Annotated in this window: 17 protein-coding genes and 1 pseudogene; 6 read left to right on the forward strand and 12 right to left on the reverse strand. The window is 62.8% G+C overall.

Going from position 1 to position 18,612, the window contains the following annotated elements; genetic code table 11:
- Window positions 1-302: 302 nt before the first annotated feature.
- Window positions 303-461 carry a hypothetical protein gene (locus G3480_RS03690; RefSeq protein WP_164652323.1) on the forward strand — a complete coding sequence of 53 codons (159 nt, stop codon included), beginning with the start codon at window positions 303-305 and terminating at the stop codon, window positions 459-461.
- Between the two features lie 240 nt (window positions 462-701).
- A pseudogene (locus G3480_RS03695) lies at window positions 702-1,181 on the forward strand (L,D-transpeptidase family protein); the annotation flags it as partial.
- Window positions 1,182-1,204: 23 nt separating this feature from the next.
- Here G3480_RS03695 and G3480_RS03700 read toward each other — a convergent pair.
- Window positions 1,205-2,479 carry a CNNM domain-containing protein gene (locus tag G3480_RS03700; protein ID WP_164652324.1) on the reverse strand — a complete coding sequence of 425 codons (1,275 nt, stop codon included), beginning with the start codon at window positions 2,477-2,479 and terminating at the stop codon, window positions 1,205-1,207.
- Window positions 2,480-2,622: 143 nt separating this feature from the next.
- On the opposite strand from G3480_RS03700, the gene G3480_RS03705 reads away from it, so the two are divergent.
- The gene (locus G3480_RS03705; protein WP_164652325.1) at window positions 2,623-3,537 is read left to right on the forward strand and encodes a recombination-associated protein RdgC; all 915 of its coding nucleotides are present in this window, start codon (window positions 2,623-2,625) and stop codon (window positions 3,535-3,537) included.
- A 184-nt stretch (window positions 3,538-3,721) separates the two neighbouring features.
- On the opposite strand, the gene G3480_RS03710 is transcribed toward G3480_RS03705, so the two are convergent.
- From G3480_RS03710 to crcB, 8 genes are all read right to left on the reverse strand, one after another.
- Window positions 3,722-4,729 (reverse strand): NAD-dependent epimerase, encoded by a 1,008-nt coding sequence (locus tag G3480_RS03710; protein WP_164652326.1) that lies wholly within the window; start codon window positions 4,727-4,729, stop codon window positions 3,722-3,724.
- A 49-nt stretch (window positions 4,730-4,778) separates the two neighbouring features.
- Entirely contained in the window at window positions 4,779-6,071 is a 1,293-nt protein-coding gene (gene tviB / locus G3480_RS03715; RefSeq protein WP_164652327.1) for a Vi polysaccharide biosynthesis UDP-N-acetylglucosamine C-6 dehydrogenase TviB, read from the reverse strand.
- Window positions 6,072-6,126: 55 nt separating this feature from the next.
- On the reverse strand, window positions 6,127-7,428 hold the full coding sequence (locus G3480_RS03720; RefSeq protein ID WP_164652328.1) for an FGGY-family carbohydrate kinase: 1,302 nt from the start codon (window positions 7,426-7,428) through the stop codon (window positions 6,127-6,129).
- Window positions 7,429-7,504: 76 nt separating this feature from the next.
- Window positions 7,505-8,473 carry a metal ABC transporter solute-binding protein, Zn/Mn family gene (locus G3480_RS03725; protein ID WP_164652329.1) on the reverse strand — a complete coding sequence of 323 codons (969 nt, stop codon included), beginning with the start codon at window positions 8,471-8,473 and terminating at the stop codon, window positions 7,505-7,507.
- A gap of 621 nt (window positions 8,474-9,094) precedes the next feature.
- Window positions 9,095-10,348 (reverse strand): LbtU family siderophore porin, encoded by a 1,254-nt coding sequence (locus G3480_RS03730; RefSeq protein ID WP_240905566.1) that lies wholly within the window; start codon window positions 10,346-10,348, stop codon window positions 9,095-9,097.
- Between the two features lie 478 nt (window positions 10,349-10,826).
- Window positions 10,827-10,979 (reverse strand): hypothetical protein, encoded by a 153-nt coding sequence (locus tag G3480_RS03735; protein WP_164652331.1) that lies wholly within the window; start codon window positions 10,977-10,979, stop codon window positions 10,827-10,829.
- A 146-nt stretch (window positions 10,980-11,125) separates the two neighbouring features.
- The gene (locus G3480_RS03740) at window positions 11,126-11,464 is read right to left on the reverse strand and encodes a DUF190 domain-containing protein (protein ID WP_338114055.1); all 339 of its coding nucleotides are present in this window, start codon (window positions 11,462-11,464) and stop codon (window positions 11,126-11,128) included.
- Window positions 11,465-11,486: 22 nt separating this feature from the next.
- Complete coding sequence (gene crcB / locus G3480_RS03745; protein WP_476718464.1) at window positions 11,487-11,867, reverse strand: fluoride efflux transporter CrcB; 381 nt, start codon at window positions 11,865-11,867, stop codon at window positions 11,487-11,489.
- 486 nt (window positions 11,868-12,353) lie between these two features.
- Between crcB and G3480_RS03750 the strand changes: the two genes are divergently transcribed.
- The gene (locus G3480_RS03750) at window positions 12,354-12,884 is read left to right on the forward strand and encodes a cell wall hydrolase (protein WP_164652333.1); all 531 of its coding nucleotides are present in this window, start codon (window positions 12,354-12,356) and stop codon (window positions 12,882-12,884) included.
- A gap of 118 nt (window positions 12,885-13,002) precedes the next feature.
- Here G3480_RS03750 and G3480_RS03755 read toward each other — a convergent pair whose 3' ends face one another.
- The 3 genes from G3480_RS03755 to lexA form a co-directional block, all read right to left on the reverse strand.
- Complete coding sequence (locus G3480_RS03755) at window positions 13,003-14,487, reverse strand: DNA polymerase Y family protein (protein WP_164652334.1); 1,485 nt, start codon at window positions 14,485-14,487, stop codon at window positions 13,003-13,005.
- Window positions 14,465-15,085, reverse strand: coding sequence for a recombinase A (locus G3480_RS03760; RefSeq protein WP_164652335.1), 621 nt, complete (start codon window positions 15,083-15,085; stop codon window positions 14,465-14,467). Before G3480_RS03760 ends, G3480_RS03755 begins: the two co-directional genes overlap by 23 nt.
- A 386-nt stretch (window positions 15,086-15,471) precedes the next feature.
- On the reverse strand, window positions 15,472-16,119 hold the full coding sequence (lexA, locus tag G3480_RS03765; protein ID WP_164652336.1) for a transcriptional repressor LexA: 648 nt from the start codon (window positions 16,117-16,119) through the stop codon (window positions 15,472-15,474).
- 366 nt (window positions 16,120-16,485) lie between these two features.
- Between lexA and groES the strand changes: the two genes are divergently transcribed.
- Both groES and groL read left to right on the forward strand, forming a co-directional pair.
- Window positions 16,486-16,776 carry a co-chaperone GroES gene (groES, locus tag G3480_RS03770; protein WP_164652337.1) on the forward strand — a complete coding sequence of 97 codons (291 nt, stop codon included), beginning with the start codon at window positions 16,486-16,488 and terminating at the stop codon, window positions 16,774-16,776.
- A 77-nt stretch (window positions 16,777-16,853) separates the two neighbouring features.
- Window positions 16,854-18,500: a chaperonin GroEL gene (groL, locus tag G3480_RS03775; protein ID WP_164652338.1), complete on the forward strand. Its 1,647-nt coding sequence runs from the start codon at window positions 16,854-16,856 to the stop codon at window positions 18,498-18,500.
- Window positions 18,501-18,612: the final 112 nt, after the last annotated feature.

The following is an 18,612-nucleotide window of genomic DNA, read 5'->3' on the forward strand; positions in this document are numbered from 1 at the left end:
GGCCAAAAGAAAAGCGACCTCTCGCCTTTTGATCCCATCTGTCCCGTCTTGATCGCGGACACCGGCTCGCATGCCTGAACGCCTTCAGCCAGGGACGTCGCGTCGGTCGGTCCTGTCGTGGCTCCCGACTAGCACCCTAGGGCGGGCTTGTCGTCCGAAAACCTGTTCAAAGTATCGACAGACTAGGCGCAGGGCTTGTGTTTTCAGATCTAGGCACGAACTACTCGGCTAAGGAATGAGGTAGTGTCCAGGATGGCCCAGCACGTCATTCTCCTTCCAGTCATCTTAACGAGGTCCAAGCCATGTCCTTTCCGCAGTCAACACTGATCACCGGTGGTCTCCTTGCTGTCATGATGTTCTTCGGCACGGTCGCCACCGTCCAAGCCGGTGACGGTTGCACCAGCGACAAAAAGTCCGCGTCGACAGCATCGCTGACTGAGGCGCCCGCCGTAATCCTCTAGCTTGATCCCCGACCACATCGGTCGACATCGGCGCAGGGATGCGCCACACCCCTCCATAGCCGCACGCCGGCATTCCCTTTATCCTCGCCGGTCATGATTCTCCCGCAGCATTAGACGCTGTTTGGAAACCGGGCTCAAGCCAGTCGGTTAGCCATGCGTTTGCTTGTGATCGATGGGTCGGATCTAAAGGCGGATCAGTCGTTGTATCCCATGTTGGTGCTGACCATAGTGTTGAAGGCGATGCTTGCGCTGGTGGTCGCTGTCCTTGCGCTCTGGGCCTATGCGCATTGGCCGCGCGTCGGGCTGCCGCCGGAGGTGAAAGCCGATCGTATCTTGGTGCTCAAGTCCAAACGCCTGCTGAAGCTCTATCGCGGTGATGACTTGCTGCGGGTCTACCCGATCTCACTGGGCTTCGCGCCCGTCGGTGCCAAGGAGCGCGAAGGTGATGGCAAGACGCCCGAGGGGTGCTATGTCATCGATTACCGCAACCCGAGGAGCCGCTTCTATCGCTCACTGCACCTTTCCTACCCGACGGCCTCCGAGATTGCGCGGGCGCAGGCGCGAGGCGTCTCTCCAGGCGGCTTGATCATGATCCACGGGCTGCGCAACGGTGCCGGCTTCTGGGGGCGACTACAGCGTTTTCGGGACTGGACGGCTGGATGCATCGCCGTTACCAATGCCGAGATGGCCGAGATCTGGCGCACGGTCCCTGATGGAACGCCGATCGAGATTCGGCCCTCGCCTCAGTTCCTTGCCTTGCGTTGCGGTCGCGGGACGATCTTGACTGTTTTCACGCCACTGTCTGCGGTTTGGATAATCTCGATGGGGTGGTCGTGCAGTTTGAGGCTCGTGCCGGGCTCGGGAATGGTCTCGAGGTATTCCAGGATGAGGCCGTTGAGGGTCTTGGGACCGGTTGTTGGGAGCTCCCAACGCAGCGCGCGATTGAGGTCGCGCACGCTGATGCTCCCGTCGGCCATCAGGCTGCCGTCCTCGCCGCGATGGACCTCGTCGATGCTGTCGGAGGGGTCCGTGGTGAACTCGCCGACGATCTCTTCCAACAGGTCTGTCAGGGTGATGAGCCCCATGAAGTCGCCGTACTCGTCGACGACGAGCCCGACCTGCTGCTTGTTTCTCTGAAAGTTGAGCAGCTGCTGATAGAGCGCCGTGCCCTCGGGGACGAAATAGGGATCTTGGGCGATCCCGGGCAGGTTTTCGCTGTTCAGACCATGCTCGAGCAAGGCATGCAGTGCGTTGCGTGCGTGCAGGATCCCGACGACGTTGTCGATACTGCCGTCGTAGAGCGGTAGCCGCGTGTAGCTGGTGCTGCGGATGGTTTGGAGGATCTCGTCCTCGTCGTCCTGGATGTCGACACCTTCCACGTCATTGCGCGGGATCATGATGTCTTCCACCGTGGCGTGCTCCAGGTCGAGGATCGCCAGGAGCATGGAGCGGCTGCGTTCCGGGATCATGGCGCCGGCCTCGCTGACCACGGTGCGGAGTTCGTCGCGGCTGAGAGCCATCTCCTGGCCGCCCTCCGGCGCGATCCCCATCAGCTTCAAGAGGCCGTTGGTGAAGAAGTTGACCAGCCAGACGATGGGGTAGAGTGCCTTGAGGAGCGGCGCGTAGACGTAAGAGGCGGGAAAGGCGAGCCGCTCGGGGTGCAGTGTGGCGTAGGTCTTGGGCGCGACCTCGGCAAAGATGAGGATGACCAAGGTTAGCAGCCCGGCGGCGATGCCGATGGCCGCCTCGCCACCGATGCGCAGCGCGATCACGGTGGCGAGCGAGGAGGCCATGATGTTGACGAAGTTGTTGCCGAGCAGGATCAGGCCGATCAGCCGATCCGGTCGCTCGAGGAGCCGACGCACGATGCGCGCCCCCCGGTGTCCCTGGTCCGCCATGTGCCGCAGCTTGTAGCGGTTCATGGTCAGGATCGCGGTCTCCGAGCCCGAGAAGAAGGCCGAGAGATTGATGAGGATGAAGAGGGCGAAAAAGAGACCTGAAAGAGGGATGTCGCTCACGGGAAGCCGGAAAATGGCTGAACATCCCGGCATTCTAGCGAAACGGGTGGCGCACGGCGAATGGTGGCGCTCGCGCGGATCATGCGACTTGCAGTTCCCTGAAAGTCCGGCATACTCCGGCGCTTTTTCGACAGGGGCTCACCATGTTCAAGAATGCTCGCCTTTACCGCCTGGACACGCCTTTCGCGCTGGATGCGACCGAGCTGGAGGCGCGGCTGGGCGGACGTCGCTTCCGGCCGTGCGGGCCGGTCGAGACCGCGACGCTCGGCTGGGCCGCGCCCTTGGGCGAGGACACGGCCGCGCTGGTGCATGCGGTCAGCGGCTGTTTTCTCATCTGTGCCCGCAAGCAGGAGCGTCTGCTGCCGTCCGCCGCCGTGGCGGAGGCGCTCGACGAGCGTGTCGGCGAACTCGAGGCCGGGGAGGCCCGTGATGTCGGGCGCGCTGAGCGCCGTCGTATGCGCGAGCAGATCATCACCGAGATGCTGCCGCGGGCCTTCACCCGTTCACGCCGAACCCTGCTCTACGTGGATACAGACACGGGCTGGCTGGTGGTGGACGCGGCAAGCGAGAAACAGGCCGAGGAGATCGTCTCCCTGCTGCGCGAGACCTTGGACAGCCTGCCCGCCAAGCTGCCGGAGCCCGACAAGACTCCGGCGACGATCATGACCTCCTGGCTCTTGGAGGGGACTGCGCCGGAAGATTTCGTGCCGGCCGATGCCTGTGAGCTGCGTGATGCCGACGACAACTCAAGCGTCGTGCGCTGCAGCGGCCAGGACCTTTCCAGCGACGAGATTCTCAATCACATGCGCGCCGGCAAGCGGGCCACCAAACTGGCATTGGAGTGGGACGAGCGCCTGACCTTCACCCTGGCCGATGATCTGTCGCTCAAGCGCCTGCGCGTTGGCGAGGCCCTGCTCGAGGACCTCGACAATGAGGACCTCGACCCGGCGATGCGTCTGGATGCGGAGTTCGCCATCCTGGCGCTGCAGATGCGTCAGCTGATTGCTCGATTCGACGAGGTCTTCGGCCTGGCTCCGCGCGAGGGGCGACCATCCTAGAAAAGCTGCTGAACCGCTAAGGCGCAAAGGTCGCAAAGGATTTCAGGAGGTTGCGCGGGTGGCGGTCTTTAGCAGAAGGATGAATGACGCACGAAAGACAAGTCATGACTTGTCTTTCGTGTCTGTGCGGTTCCAGTTTTCGAATCTAGGCCGAGAGACGGCGCCCTGGAGGGCGACACGCCCATCAGACCTGGTAGAAATCGCGATACCAATCGACGAACCGGGCAATGCCTTCCGCGACCGGGGTGCGGGGGTGGTAGCCGGTATCCCGCGCGAGGTCCTCGACATCGGCGTAGGTATCCGGCACGTCCCCCGGCTGCAGCGGCAGCAGTTCCATCTCGGCCTTCTTGCCGAGCCGCTCCTCGAGCACGCTGATGTACTCCATGAGTTCGACCGGCTTGTTGTTGCCGATGTTGTAGAGCCGGTAGGGCGCCTTGCTGGTCGCGGCGTCCGGGGCGTCGCCCGACCAGCTCGGATTGCCCACGGCAACTTGGTCCAGCACCCGGATGACGCCCTCGACGATGTCATCGATGTAGGTGAAGTCGCGTCTGTGCTTGCCGTAGTTGAACACCTCGATCTTCTCCCCGGCGAGGATGGCGCGGGTGAACTTGAAGAGCGCCATGTCCGGGCGACCCCAGGGGCCATAGACGGTAAAGAAGCGCAGGCCGGTCGTCGGCAGCTGATAGAGATGGCTGTAGGTGTGCGCCATCAGCTCATTGGATTTCTTGCTGGCGGCGTAGAGGCTCAGGGGGTGATCGACATTGTCGTGCACCGAGAAGGGCATCTCGGTGTTGGCCCCGTAGACCGAGCTGCTCGAGGCGTAGACCAGATGCTCGACGCCCTTGTGCCGGCAGGCCTCGAGGACGTTGGCGAAGCCGACCAGGTTGGTCCGGACATAGGCCATGGGGTTCTCGATCGAGTAGCGGACCCCGGCTTGCGCCGCGAGATTGACGACGCGGTCGGGGCGGTGATCGACGAATGCCTGGTTCAGCGCCGCCGTGTCCTCGATGTCCAGCCTGAGGTCCGTGAAGGCGGGGTGGCCACTGGTGCGCGCGAGCCGGGCCTCTTTGAGTCCGACGTCATAGTAGTCGTTGAGATTGTCGACGCCGATGACGGTGTCGCCGCGCTCGAGCAGTCGCAGGGACAGCGCGGAGCCAATGAATCCGGCGCTGCCGGTGACCAAGACTTTCATGGATGGACCTTCCTTTAGCTGTTTGAGCGCCAGGCGGGAGCGCCGCTGATCACAGGCGGCCGTCGACCGCGTCGCGCGGGAGCAGGGCCTTGACGTCGTAGAGGACCGCATTGGGCTTGCCGAAGGCGCGGATATTGTCTACGCCCAGCTCGACGAACTGCCGATGGGCGACGGCCAGGACGATGCCGTCGTAGTGGTTGGCCGTGGGCTGTTCGATGAGTCGGATGCCGTACTCGTGCTCCGCCTCGGAAGGGCTGGCCCAGGGATCATGGACATCGCATTGCAGCCCATAGTCCTCCAGCTCCTGGATGATGTCCACGACGCGGGTGTTGCGCAGGTCTGGGCAGTTCTCCTTGAACGCGAGCCCGAGGATGAGGATGCGGCTGTCCTTGTTGATGCTGCAGCGCCGGGTCATCAGCTTGATGACTTGTCCCGCCACGTAGGCGCCCATGCTGTCGTTGAGGCGGCGGCCGGCGAGGATGATCTCGGGATGGTAGCCGATCTGCTGAGCCTTGTGCGTCAAGTAGTAAGGGTCGACACCAATGCAGTGGCCGCCGACGAGCCCAGGCCGGAAGGGGAGGAAGTTCCACTTGGTGCCGGCCGCCTCGAGCACCTCCTCGGTGTCGATGCCGAGCTTGTTGAAGATGAGCGCCAGCTCGTTGATCAGGGCGATGTTGAGATCGCGCTGCGTGTTTTCGATGACCTTGGCCGCCTCGGCGACGCGGATGCTGCTGGCGAGGTGCGTTCCCGCGCTGATGACGGAGGCGTAGAGGGCGTCGACGAAGCGGGCGACCTCGGGGGTGGATCCGGACGTGACCTTCTTGATGGTCGTGACACGGTGCTCCTTGTCGCCTGGATTGATGCGCTCCGGGCTGTATCCGGCGAAGAAGCCCTGGTTGTACTTGAGCCCCGAGTGCGCCTCGATGATGGGGATGCAGACCTCCTCGGTCGCCCCTGGGTAGACCGTGGACTCGAAGACGACGACGCAGCCTGGCTTGATGACCTTGCCGAGCAGCTGGCTGGCGGACTCGAGCGGCCGAAGATCCGGCTGGCGGTGCGCGTTGATGGGGGTCGGTACGGTGACGACATAGACATTGCAGTCGGCGAGCCCTTCCGGCGTGTCGGTGTAGGCCAGTTGATTGGATTGCGCGAGTTCCTCCGGCTCCACTTCGAGCGATGAGTCTCGTCCCTCGCGCAGCTCTGCCAATCGCGCCTTGTTGACGTCATAGCCGATGGTGGGGTAGCGCTTCCCGAACTCGACGGCGAGGGGGAGCCCAACATAGCCAAGCCCCACAATACCGATCCGGGTTGCTTCCAGACTCAAGTCGAATGTCTTAGTCACCCAATGCTCTCCTCAAATCTCAGGTTAGTGCGCGATTCTAGGCACACTGGCCGGTTCAGGCCAGGTCCGTCGTCGCTTTCAATGCGAGCTTCGCGGCGCCGTAGGCCGCTTCCTGGTCCGGCGCGGTGATGACCGGCACGCCCAGTCGCTGACTGCGAATCCTAGTCCAGGCCGCATTGGCTGAGCCGCCGCCTAGGGTTGCGATCCTTGTCGGCATGGGTGCGCCAAGCTCGGCGAGCTTGGCGTAGCCTTCGGCTTCGATCGCGGCGATACCTTCGAATAGCCCTTGAAGAAACTCTTCGGGACTTTGGGGACGCGGTTCCAAGAGGGGCTGCAGACTTGGGTCGTGGCGCGGAAACCGCTCGCCAGCGGCGGGCAGCGGATAGTAATCGAGGCCGGTCTCCGTGCTTGGATCCATCAGTCGGCTCAGTGCCCTGATCTCAGCCTCAGTGAAGTATTGACGCAGCACGGCGCCGCCGCTGTTCGAGGCCCCGCCAAGGATCCAGCCATCCGCGAAGCGGTGACTGTAGACCCCATATCTGCTCGCCGTTATCGGCCGGTCCGCGACGACCTTGATGACCAAGGTGCTTCCGAGCGAAGTCACGGCGTCCCCGGGACGCGCCGCACCGGCGGCGATCGCGGCCGCCGTGCTGTCCGTTGTGCCGGCGAGGACGAGGATCCGGTTCGGCAGTCCTAGGCGCGCGGCCACGGCTGGATCTAAGAAGCCGACGGCTGTCCCCGGTGCCTGCACCCTGGGGAGTTGGATCTCCCGAGGCAGCAGTCCAAGCACCCAGTCTGGCCAGCCGAGCTGGATGGGGTCGAAGCCCGTCTTCAGCGCGTTGTTCCAATCGCTCCATCCAAAGCGCCCGCACAGCCGGCCCGAGATCCAGTCGGCTTGATGCAGTGCGAGGGCAGGTGCCCCTGGTTTGAGTCGATCCGCAAGCGCGATCAGCTTGGCGAGACCTGCGCTTGGGCCTCTCGCGGGCGAGTCGAGGGGCGCCACCTCGGCCACGCGCCGCGCGGCGTCGGTCGCGCTCTGGTCGCTGTACATCAAGGCGCGACCAAGTGCTTGGCCTGATGGGTCCGTCAACAGAACACTAGCTGAGGTGGCGTCGACGCAGATGGCGTTCGGGGCGTGGTGCCTCAGATCCTGCGCGAGCGCACCGAGCACTTGCTGTGCGGCAGCCCACCACAGCTCCGGATCCTGCTCAATGTGTCCAGGAGCAGGACGTTCGGGCGCGGGCAGTCCGACACGCGCGCGAGCGATCTCTTGCCCGCCCGCATCAATGGCGATCGCCCTGCAGCCGGAAGTCCCGAGATCCAGTCCGATGAAGGAGGCTTCAGCTTGCGGGCTCATTTTCAGTGGCTCTCCCGAGACGGATCGTTGCTGCTGCCCAGTGGCTTGAAGGGTGCGCCTTGGGGCATGCGTTCACTCAGGGGGTCGCGGGGTTTGGGGTCGCGGGGTTTTCCGTCTCGGCCAAGCTTCGTGCGAAGTGTCTTAGGTTGTCGAAGTAGTTTGGCGCTAGATTGTCGGCGAGGACGACGCGGCCGCCAATGGCTTGCGCGACCTTCTCGGCAGCCTTGCGGCTGAACTGCGGCTGGGCGAAGACGATGCGAATGTCATCGCGCTTTGCGCGCTCGATCAGCTCGGCCAAGCTGCGCGGGCCCGGCTCCTTGCCCTCGTGCTCGATCGGAATCTGCTCGAGTCCGTAGGTATCTGCAAAGTAGCCCCAGGATGGATGGAAGATCATGAAGCGGCGATGTTTGAGACCAGCCAGGATACGGCGGATGTCGCGGTCCAGCCCGTCCAGGTCGGCTTGGAAGGTCGCCAGATTGGCCGCGAAGTCTGCCTTGTGCGCCGGTGCAAGCTGACCAAGCGACTCGGCAATGCCCACCCCCATCTTCTTGACCATTTGCGGGCTTGTCCAGAGATGCGGGTCCAGCTCGGATTCGTCGTGATGGTGCTCCTCTGCTGCTGCGCTCTTCTCGGCAGCCTCACCCTGATAGGCTCTGTGATCTGCGCGCGCGCTGACCGGGCTCCAGTCGAACGGGCGGCGCGAGAGGCCGCTGCTGAGATCCAGGAAGGTGATGTCCGGGTTGACGGCGCGAATGCGTTTCATCCAGGCGGCCTCAACGGGCAGCCCAATACCGAGATAGAGATCGGCCGCGGCGAGTCGAGTCATCTGGCCCGGTGTGGGCTCGTAGCTGTGCGGACTGAAGCCCTGCTTGACCAAGGACTCGACATGGACGAGATCACCGCCGACACGCTCGACGAAGTCCTCTTGCGGCGGGATGCTGACAAAGACCGCGAGCGGTGTGCTCGCCGCTGCCGTTGTGCTGATGAGGGCGAGCAGTAGCAATAGCGTCCTCAGCAATAGCCTCCTCAGCAATAGCGTCCTCATGTCTCGATTGCTCCTACGCTGCTTGAATGTGTCTGTGCGGTTCGCGCCTCGCCTGGCATCAGGTGCTGTGTCTTCGCCCTGACTCGAACATGAGCAAGTCCGGGCAAGGCGCGTGCATGCCGGGCTCAGTGGATCGAGGCGTGGATTGTTATCTTGTCCTGCCTGGAGGGCAAGCCTGGGGCTTCGCATCCCTGCATGGCCACTCAGACGCGGTGGATTGGGTGCGGGGTGTATCCCAGCGCTTGGAGTTCAAGCTCAGTCGTGAAGCGAGCGTAATTGTCTGTTTATAAGAGATAATAGCCTCAAGGATGGTGGAATTTGATGTGCTTGAATCGTGACAAGCCAACCACTCAGAGAGACGAGGATAGATACTCTCACCCCCAGGCTGCCAGGCTGGCTGCTGAAAGCGGCCTGATGCGGCGCATGCCTGTTGGACTCCAGAGATCGGATTGGGCGAGCCACGCCTTGCTACGTGAGCCGGCTGCGCAGGCGTTGCAGCTTGGAGCCTCGTTGAGGGCGAGGTGGTCGGCCATTCGCGTTGAGGCCGTTTGCTACCCGAACTCGACCGGCCTAGCGGTTGGTCAAGCTGACAGCTTTGCAGCGTTCTCCTGAATCCTCGCGTCAGAATTCGACGGCGAGCTGGGCAGTCAGGGTGCTGGCCGTCTCACCCGTTCCGCCTTCAGCGCGATCGTAGTCCCGGTCGTAGGCCCACTCGAGCGAGAGGGACGTTTGCCTGTAGACCTCGACCGACCAGCCGATCAGCCAGCGCTCTTGCGGTAGCTCCAAGGCGAGCGCCTCCCGGGTGCCTTGGTAGGCGATCGCTGCGACCGACTCGCGTCCCATGAGATCGAACTCGACGTCTGCTTCGATGTTCCAGGCCGAGGGCTTTGCGCCGGCTTCCTCGAAAGCCAGGCTCTGCGGGGCGAAATCGTCTGTTGCGGAGAGATACTCGCCGATCAGGTTGAAGCGCCCAAATTCGGCTGCGGCGTTAATGGTCCAGCCGCCGGTGCGGGTGCTGGGGGCGACGCTGTATCCGGTGACATCCAGACCCGCTGCGATGGCCGTGTCCAGGGTCTCCACGCGATCTTCGTTGGTGATCTCTTGGAGACTATCGGAATCGCCGAGGTCGCTGATATAGCCGGCGCCGAGTGTGACCAGGAGGTCGCTTTCCTCGTAAGCGTAGCCTAGCGTTGCGCCCCAGGTGCCGATTTGGTTTTCGCCGTTGATCTTTCTGTCACCATTGAAGAGATAGGCGCTTGCCGAGAAGCTGTCGGCGACGAAGCCGACCTCTAAGGTGGTTTGACGCGTTTCACCGATGTCTAGCGTCAGCGGGGCGGAGACGAGGTTGGTCTCATAGCTGCCAAAGGGGACGTAGAGCTGACCGGCAGTGACAAAGATTGGCGTGACCTCGGGATTGGAGAGGGTGATCGAGGCGACGTCGATTTCGAGATCCGTCTCGTCTTGCTCATAGAGGAAGGAGATGCCGACATTCACCCAAGCGTTGATCTGGGCGGCGATGCCGAGTTCGGCGGTTGCTAGGGTGATGTCGCTCTCGCGATCGCCCTCGTAGGATGAGGCATCCTGTGCCTCGACCTCAATGAGGCCCGCGATCTCAATTCTGTCGAGCCAAGATTTCGCAGGTCGGGCGGCTGACTCGGCGCGTTTTTCCTCAATGTCTTGCTCAAGCCACTGCATGCGTTCCGGGCTGCCCTCGAGTGCGGCCTGTTGGTCGGCGATGGTGGCTGCTTGCCGCGTCGCCATGGCCCGAGGTTCCAGGGTTCTCTTCTCCGGACGATTGATCCGAGACTCCAGATCTTCCGCCGCGTTGACAGTCGGTGGACTGACTGAGAGCACTGCGATTGCGGCTGGAAGCATTGCCATTCTCATACCGCGCTGACTCCTTGGGTCGAGGCTGATAAGGCGGATACCGAGCGATGCGGCGTCGACTGCAAGGCCATCGGCAGTCACCCCGGGCGCTCGGCCAATCGCGGGGTCAGGGCAGAGACGCGAAGAGCTGAGCCGCCACAGGGTGCTCGGGTGTCGAGCCTTGGGCTTTTTATGTAATGCGAATCAGTCGCATTTATATATTATGACGACCGTGCTGTAAACAGCCAGGTTACTGGCGGGGTTAAATGGCCAAGAATGAATTCGAGATGCTCACCGCGAGATAGGCGCGCGGTCCACGGCTCGTGATGCGGGTTTGGCGTTGATCATCGGGCCGCGCGGTTGCTTGAGTCGGTACCGCGCATCGTTCAAGCAAAGCGACGCGGGAGCTGCGCCCCGTCGCGGCGGGGCGCAGCTTCCACCGACCGCGCGATTGAAGGTTCGCGCTGTGCTGGATGCGCTCGACGGGTCAGGCGAAAACGTCGAGACGTGGCTTATCGGTGGGTGTGGCTGAGTCGGTGTCTTGTGCGCGCGCCGGCGGGCTTGGCTCCGCCGGGGGCTGACGGTTCTCGATATTCCCGCCCGGCGGTGGCGTGGGTGCGGTCGGCTCGGCGGGTTTCATCTGATGCATCCTTGTGAGTGCGCCAATCTCCATGCGTATCTCCGCTTGTCTCAGGTTCTCAGCGACTCAAGTGTAGTGGGGAATCGGTCGTGGCGACTGTGATCTGGTCTGCCGAAGTCCACCGTGATGCCTGCGCGCTATAGACGTCAAGAATCGGGATTCGTGAACCCATACTCGACCGGCACCCGTAAGTAAAAGAGATTGAGGCCGTGGTCGTGGATGTGGGCAATCAAACGATCGGCCTCTTCGTTCGTGACGACGAAGCCAACCTCGACGGGAAGATCTCCAGCGAGTTCGAAGAAGTGTTCTTCGTGCAGACGCCCGTGCCGCCCAAAGCCTGCGATTGCCCGGAAAGCCGAGCCTCCCTGCAGCCCTAAGGTCTTGGCTTCTTCCAGCAGCCATTCATAGGCGAGCTTGTGCTGGTGTCGGCGATTCTCCGCGACATAGAACTTGAGGAAGCAGCCTTGCATGATGGTGGTCCTCATCAGGCGTATTGAGCTAAGCCGGCTAGCCGCGAGCCAAGAGGGCGTGGGCGAGCCCAATTCCGAGTGCGGTCATGCTAAGCGAGCCGACGAGATGGGCGAGCATGGCTCCTATGCCCCAGAGTAGCTCACCACGACCGAGAAGGTTGACGACCTCTGCCGAAAAAGTCGAGAAGGTCGTGAGCCCACCGAGGAATCCGGTGATGACGAACAGACGCAGCTCTGGAGGCAGACTTGGGTGGCGGCCAAGCCAGGTGAATGCAAAGCCGATGAGCAGGCCGCCCAGTAGATTCGCGGCGAGGGTGCCCAAGGGCAAGGTGGGGAAGACGGGATTGAGTCGGCTGCCGAGCACCCAACGAAACACCGCACCAAAGCCGGCACCAACGAAGACGGAAAGAACGGACAACAAGGACAAGTACCTCTGGCTGATCAGGGCATCATCACGACGATCTGCGCTCGAAGGCTAAAAGATCCCAGGCGGAGATGAAAGTTGGGAATGAGTCGAAGAATGCGTCCATCTAATGGTGTTCCGACGCGAGCGATGCCGCCTGAAATCCCCCTAGCCCCCTTTGCGAAAGGGGTGAAGTCGTTGATGGGCGCCTTCTTAGGGACCCGATGCGTGCGTCCGTGGGGCTAGCGCTGATCGTGCCTGGGGCGGCGCTCCCAGGCTTGTGGCAAAGCACCGCATTGGCGCGGTATGCCTGATCTGAAACACAGATAGCGCCTATCCCGGGGTGCGCACTGTGCGGGAATTGGCGATTGCGAGCCTCTTAGAGGCGACGTTGTGTGCTCGAGTGCGCAGATTTACGCATTAGGGATTTCCCTTACATCGATCTTTGTCCTAAGATGTCGCCAATGTCTTTCGCATGCTTTGCACAAGAGAATCCCGAATATGAGATTACTCTCCCTGACGGCCTTGTCTGCCATGATGTTCCCCGCACTCTTGGGCTCGACCCATATCGAGCTTGGCTCGTCTAAGCGCGTCGAGCAAGTCGCTCAGGCATCTGACGCGACCCCTTTGATTGATGAACAGGATTTGCGCTGCCTGGCACTGAACGTCTATCACGAGGCGCGCTCGGAGCCGGAATCGGGTCAGATCGCCGTCGCTCGCGTGACCTTGAATCGTGTTGACTCCAAAGCCTTTCCTGGCTCCGTCTGCGCTGTCGTGAAGCAGGGGGGCGTCAAGCGTAACCGCTGTCAGTTCTCTTGGTGGTGCGACGGGCGTTCGGATCAGCCGACCGATGCGCGGGCTTGGCGGCGGGCCATGGAGATTGCGCGGCGCGTGCTCAACGAGGCCGTTCCGGATCCGACCCGGGGCGCGCTCTACTACCATGCAAACTACACCAAGCCCTCGTGGTCGAGGGCCTATCACCGCACCACACGCATCGGTCGTCACTTGTTCTATCGCCCGACCAAGATTTAGCAAAGGCGAGAATTTGCGCTGAGGTTTGGCGCTGCTGCAGTCCTTGATGCGTTGCTCCATCGTTGGTCTCATCGCGAATCGGGCGGCGTTGGCTGACAGCTGAATGCCAGCCGCCGTGCTATTCCACCCGCCCGTGCACCAGCCAGCGCCGTCGTACCCGGTCGTAGAAAACCCAGAGTAGCTCGCCTTTTTGCGTCTCGGCGAAGTGATATTCGCGGTGAACCGGGCGTATCCACCAGCCGCCGGCGATGACGTAGGGGCCGGAGACGCGGACCACCGGGCCTTGCTCTAGGCCGTGCAGCATCCAGCCGTCCGGCTCTTGGCGGGGACGTGGCGGGAGCGGGATGGGCTGACGGTAGAGGCGGCGGATCAGACGACGGTGTGCGATCGGTCTGGGCTGCGCGGGCTCGAGCTTGGTCAGAAGCCCCCAGTCGAAGCCGTTCTCTGGCAGATGGCCGGCGCGCAGACGGGCGTGCACCACGGCCTGCTCGCCAAGTGCGGCGCGCACGCGTGCCAGGGAGCGGTTGGCGGCGTCTAGGCTTCGTCTCGGGTGCTCGGTGAGCAGCTCGAGCTGGCGTTGCTCCGGCGTGACGGCGTGGATGAGCAGGCGCACTTCCTCAACACCATCCGGTAGGCCTGTGCCGGCCAATCTCAGTGTGATCAGCTCTAGGAGCTGGCGTGCGTCGAGCGTCGGCGCGGCGGGTCGGATGTGCTCTTTATGCAGACCCAGGCGTTCGAAGCGGAACAGTAGCCGCAGGGCATCGAGGACTTGGCCGCGTCCGGCCAGCTCATCCAGTAACGGCGTTAGCAGCCGCTCGATCAGGTGCATCAGGCGCTCGGTATCGGTCTCGACGTGATCCAAGGCCGCGCGCGCCATGATCGGCTCAAGCGGGCGCTCGGGCTGTAATGGGAGACTGAGATCGCCCGAGGCTTGGCGGTACAGCGCGAAAGTGGCGGGGCCGTAGCGTTGGCGCACGCCCTCCGGCGGTAGCCTCAGGAACTGGCCCAGGGTCAGCACGCCGAGCTTGGCGAGCGCATCCCTCGTCTTGGGCGCGATCATCAGTCGGTCGAGGGGAACCTGCTCTAGGGCGCGCTGCTCCTCGGCGGGATCGGACAGCAGATGCACGCCACCTCTGGACTTGGCGAGCGCATAGGTGGCGAAACGGCGGAAGCCGACGATGATCGTTGCCCGGAAGCCTTGCGCGCTGAGGTCGCCCTCCAGGCCTGAGGCCCACTGCATCAATGATCCGTAAAGACCTTCAAGCCCGGAGGCGTCGAGCCAAAAGACACCTGGTTCGCTCTGAGCCGGCTCGACATGGGGCGTGTGGCTGTGTAGCCCTTTGGTGATGGTGTTGACGGCTCGGTTGATCGCTGTCTCGGGCACCTCGGCGGCGCGCAGGTCTGCGTTCAGCGAGAGCGCGGTCGCGAAGCGCATGCCGGTGCGGATGCGCGCGCATCGCGCGGGCTCGTTGACCCAGAGCAGGACACCCTTGGGCGTGTCGCGGTCGACGACGGCGACGGGGTGCCCGCGCCAGTCCGGGTGCTGCTTGAGGAGGAGCTGGAGCGGGAAGGCCGGGAGTTCAACAGAGGCCGTCCGGTCCATGGTAGCGCTCGCGATGCGTCCATCCTGGGCCTAGACGCTTGTCCTTGAGGATGCGTGCCTCGCAGTGGAAGTGCTGTTGGGCGCGCTCTGTCCGAGTTGCCTGCGCGCGTAGCGAGATCAGCGAGCCCACCGAGGGCTGATGTGCTTCCTTGCGGGTCAGGCAGAGGAGGGCGGTGTCATGCTTCTTCGCCAGCGCGGCGAGTCGATTCTGTGCGGCAAGCGGCAGGTCGTCGTCGCGGCCAAGATCCATGACGATCAAGCCGAAGGCGCCTGAACGCAGCAGCAGGTCGGCGGCGCGTGCGGCATCTAGGGTGCCTGGTGTCCAGACCACGGCCAAGGCGCCGAGATCGACTCCGGTCGCGGCGACATCGGGTGGATAGAAGCTGCTCTCGCGTCGCGTGATCCAGGCGACTGGCTCACCGCCTCGCTGGGTCTCGCCGACCAAGTCGACGGCCAGGCTCAATGCGGCCGTGGCCTCGGTGCCCGAGATCTCGCTGAAGCGACCGGCGAAGGCGCTCAGGTTCCAGGTGGCGGGTCTTTCCTCGCGCTTGAGGCCTTGCTGCAGGTCGGTGAGGGCGATGGCGGTCGAGCGTTGCATGCGCATAGGGCTTGATTTCAGAGCAGTCGTTGAGCCGCAAAGGCGTGGTTGCCGAGATCGGTCGGGAGAGGCGGCCTCTAGGAGCCTGTCCGACTTAGGATGAATCGGCTGCGGAATCGGGAGAAGGGTCCCTTTCGCCCCGCTTTTTCGTTACATAGAACCACTATGCGCCTCAAAACCGGAACGAAATGGCCTCGCTCTCCCACTTCCTCGCTTCGATCCCCCCAAGTCGGACAGGCTCCTAGGCCGACTTGTCTTGAGCGTTCCTGTGTCTTGCGGCAGCCTCCTTCGATTGTTGGTGTCGTTCTTGAGAGCGACACTCCGATGCCTGCGCTTGGATGTCGGTCAGTCATGGCGCAGAGCGCAGCCAGCATGGCTGGCCGCTTCTAATCCAAATAGCGTCGGACCTCGATGACGCGCCCGACGATCTCGAGCTGCTTGGGGTCTGGTGTCATGACCGGGTAGTCCGGGTTCTCCGGATGCAGCTCGATCCTTTCCTCACGTAGACGCAGGCGTTTGACCGTCGCTTCCTCACCGACCAATGCGACCACGATGGCGCCGTCGTCGGCTTTTGGCTGGCGACGCACGACGACGATGTCGCCGTGCAGGATGCCGGCGTCGCGCATGCTCTCGCCGCGCACGCGCAGGCCGAAGAGCGCGTCATCGGCGCCTGCCCGATCCGGTTCGATCGGGAGATAACCCTCAAGGTCCTCGACCGCCAAGCTAAAGGCGCCGGCTGAGACACGGCCAAGGAGGGGGATCAGGCGGGGTGGGGCGGCTGGCGTTCTTCCTTTAAGTCCGCCACTCGGTCCCCCTGGGCACTCACCGAGTCGGTAGCCGCGCGCCTTGCCTGGATCCTTGTCGAGGCGACCATCGGCGACCAATGCCTCGAGATGCTCACGTGCGCTCTGCACGGAGCGAAAGCCAAAGGCCTCCTGAACCTCTCGTACGGTTGGTGGTCTGCCGGCCGAGAGTCGATCCCGCATGAATTTGAAGACCCGCTCACGGGTTTGCCCTGCTGGTGTTCGGCCCAAGGTGCATCGCCTCCGGAGCGACAAAGGTCAGTGCGATAGAGGATATATAGCATACATTTGTATGGTCTGTGGAGTGAGATTTGGGTGATTGATACGCCTAGCTCAATCGAGAGTGCCCTGTTGGGGCGGGCGGCTGTCGCCTGACGGCTAGCTGAAGGCGGTGGCCCAGGCCGCGGTTTCGAAGTGGCGTGCATCGTCGGGAGAGGCGTCTGGAGCCGGACGCGCAAAACCACAGTCGTCAGCTCTTGACAGCTGAGGATTTGGCTCTACCATTAGCACTCGTTTCCGGTGAGTGCTAACAACCGGGCATCATCCCGCAACGCGGGCACTCGACAACTCCTTCTCAACCTAACGAGGAGCCACTCAATGAATATCCGTCCTTTGCATGACCGCGTCGTCGTCCGTCGCATGGAAGAGGAGCGCACGACCGCCGGCGGCATCGTGATTCCAGATTCCGCGACCGAGAAGCCAATCCAGGGTGAAGTCATCGCCGTCGGCAATGGCAAGATCCTGGACAATGGCGAGAGTCGTCCTCTGGACCTCAAGGTCGGCGACCGCGTCCTCTTCGGCAAGTACTCCGGCACCGAAGTCAAGCTCGACGGTCAGGATTTCCTGGTGATGCGCGAAGACGACATCATGGGCGTCGTCGAAGGCTAATCGCCCTCCGAGCCCGGCACTGACCTCACCAGGCAGTCAATTCAAAACATCGAATCGTAATCCGAGGAATCTAGAGAATGAGCGCAAAAGACGTTAAGTTCGGCGGCGACGCCCGTGCCCGCATGATGGAGGGCGTCAACGTCCTCGCCAACGCCGTTAAGGTTACCCTGGGTCCCAAGGGTCGTAACGTCGTTCTGGAGAAGTCCTTCGGCGCGCCGACCGTCACTAAGGACGGCGTCTCTGTCGCCAAAGAGATCGAGCTGAGCGACAAGTTCGAGAACATGGGCGCTCAGATGGTCAAGGAAGTGGCTTCGCACACCTCCGACATCGCTGGTGACGGTACCACCACCGCGACCGTGCTGGCTCAGGCCATGGTCCGCGAGGGCCTGAAGGCAGTTGCCGCCGGCATGAACCCCATGGACCTGAAGCGCGGCATGGATAAGGCTGTCGAAGCCGCCACCGCCGAGCTGCGTAACCTGTCTAAGCCCTGCACCGAGAGCAAGGCCATCGCCCAGGTCGGCACCATCTCCGCCAACTCTGACGAGTCGATCGGCAACATCATCGCCGAGGCGATGGAGAAGGTTGGCAAGGAAGGCGTCATCACCGTTGAAGACGGCACCTCTCTGCAGAACGAGCTGGACGTCGTCGAGGGCATGCAGTTCGACCGCGGCTACCTCTCGCCCTACTTCATTAATAACCAGCAGAGCCAGAGCGCCGAACTCGAAGCGCCCTACATCCTGCTGCACGACAAGAAGATCTCGAACATCCGTGATCTCCTCCCCGTGCTCGAGGGTGTCGCCAAGGCCGGCAAGCCGCTGCTGATTATCGCCGAGGACGTCGAGGGCGAAGCCCTGGCGACCCTGGTCGTCAACACTATTCGTGGCATCGTCAAGGTCTGCGCCGTCAAGGCTCCTGGCTTCGGCGATCGTCGCAAGGCCATGCTGCAGGATATCGCCATCCTGACCGGCGCCACCGTCATTGCTGAGGAAGTCGGCCTGTCGCTGGAGAAGGCGACCCTGAACGACCTGGGTACCGCGAAGAAGGTCCAGATCGGCAAGGACGAGACCACCATCATCGACGGCGCCGGCTCCGAGCAGGATATCAAGGCGCGTTGCGAGCAGATCCGCGCTCAGGTCGAGGAGACCAGCTCCGACTACGACAAGGAGAAGCTCCAGGAGCGTCTGGCCAAGCTGGCCGGCGGTGTTGCCGTCATCAAGGTTGGCGCCGCCACCGAGATGGAGATGAAAGAGAAGAAGGCGCGCGTCGAAGACGCCCTGCACGCCACCCGCGCGGCTGTCGAGGAAGGCATCGTCCCCGGTGGTGGTGTCGCGCTGGTCCGTGCTCAGAGCGCTGTTAAGGGCCTGACCGGCTCCAACCACGACCAAGATGTCGGTATCAGCATCGCCCGCCGCGCGATGGAAGAGCCGCTGCGTCAGATCGTCTCCAACGCTGGTGAAGAGCCTTCCGTCATCCTGCACAAGGTGGTCGAGGGTTCCGGCAACTTTGGTTACAACGCTGCCAATGGCGAGTACGGCGACATGGTCGACATGGGTATCCTGGACCCGACCAAGGTCACCCGCTCCGCGCTGCAGAACGCAGCCTCCGTTGCTGGTCTCATGATCACCACCGAGGCCATGGTCGCTGACGAGCCGAAGGACGACGCCCCGATGCCTGGCGGCGGCATGGGCGGCATGGGTGACATGGGCGGCATGGGCATGATGTAAGCCCGGTTTCGCACCTGTCTGAAAAAGCCCCGCTTCGGCGGGGCTTTTTTGTGGGTGATCGCTAAGTTACGCCCTCTAGCTGCTGCGCGGACATTCTGGTCACACGCCGAAG

Origin of the sequence: Thiorhodococcus mannitoliphagus (assembly GCF_010915725.1) — a bacterium.
Taxonomy (GTDB): Bacteria; Pseudomonadota; Gammaproteobacteria; order Chromatiales; family Chromatiaceae; genus Thiorhodococcus; species Thiorhodococcus mannitoliphagus.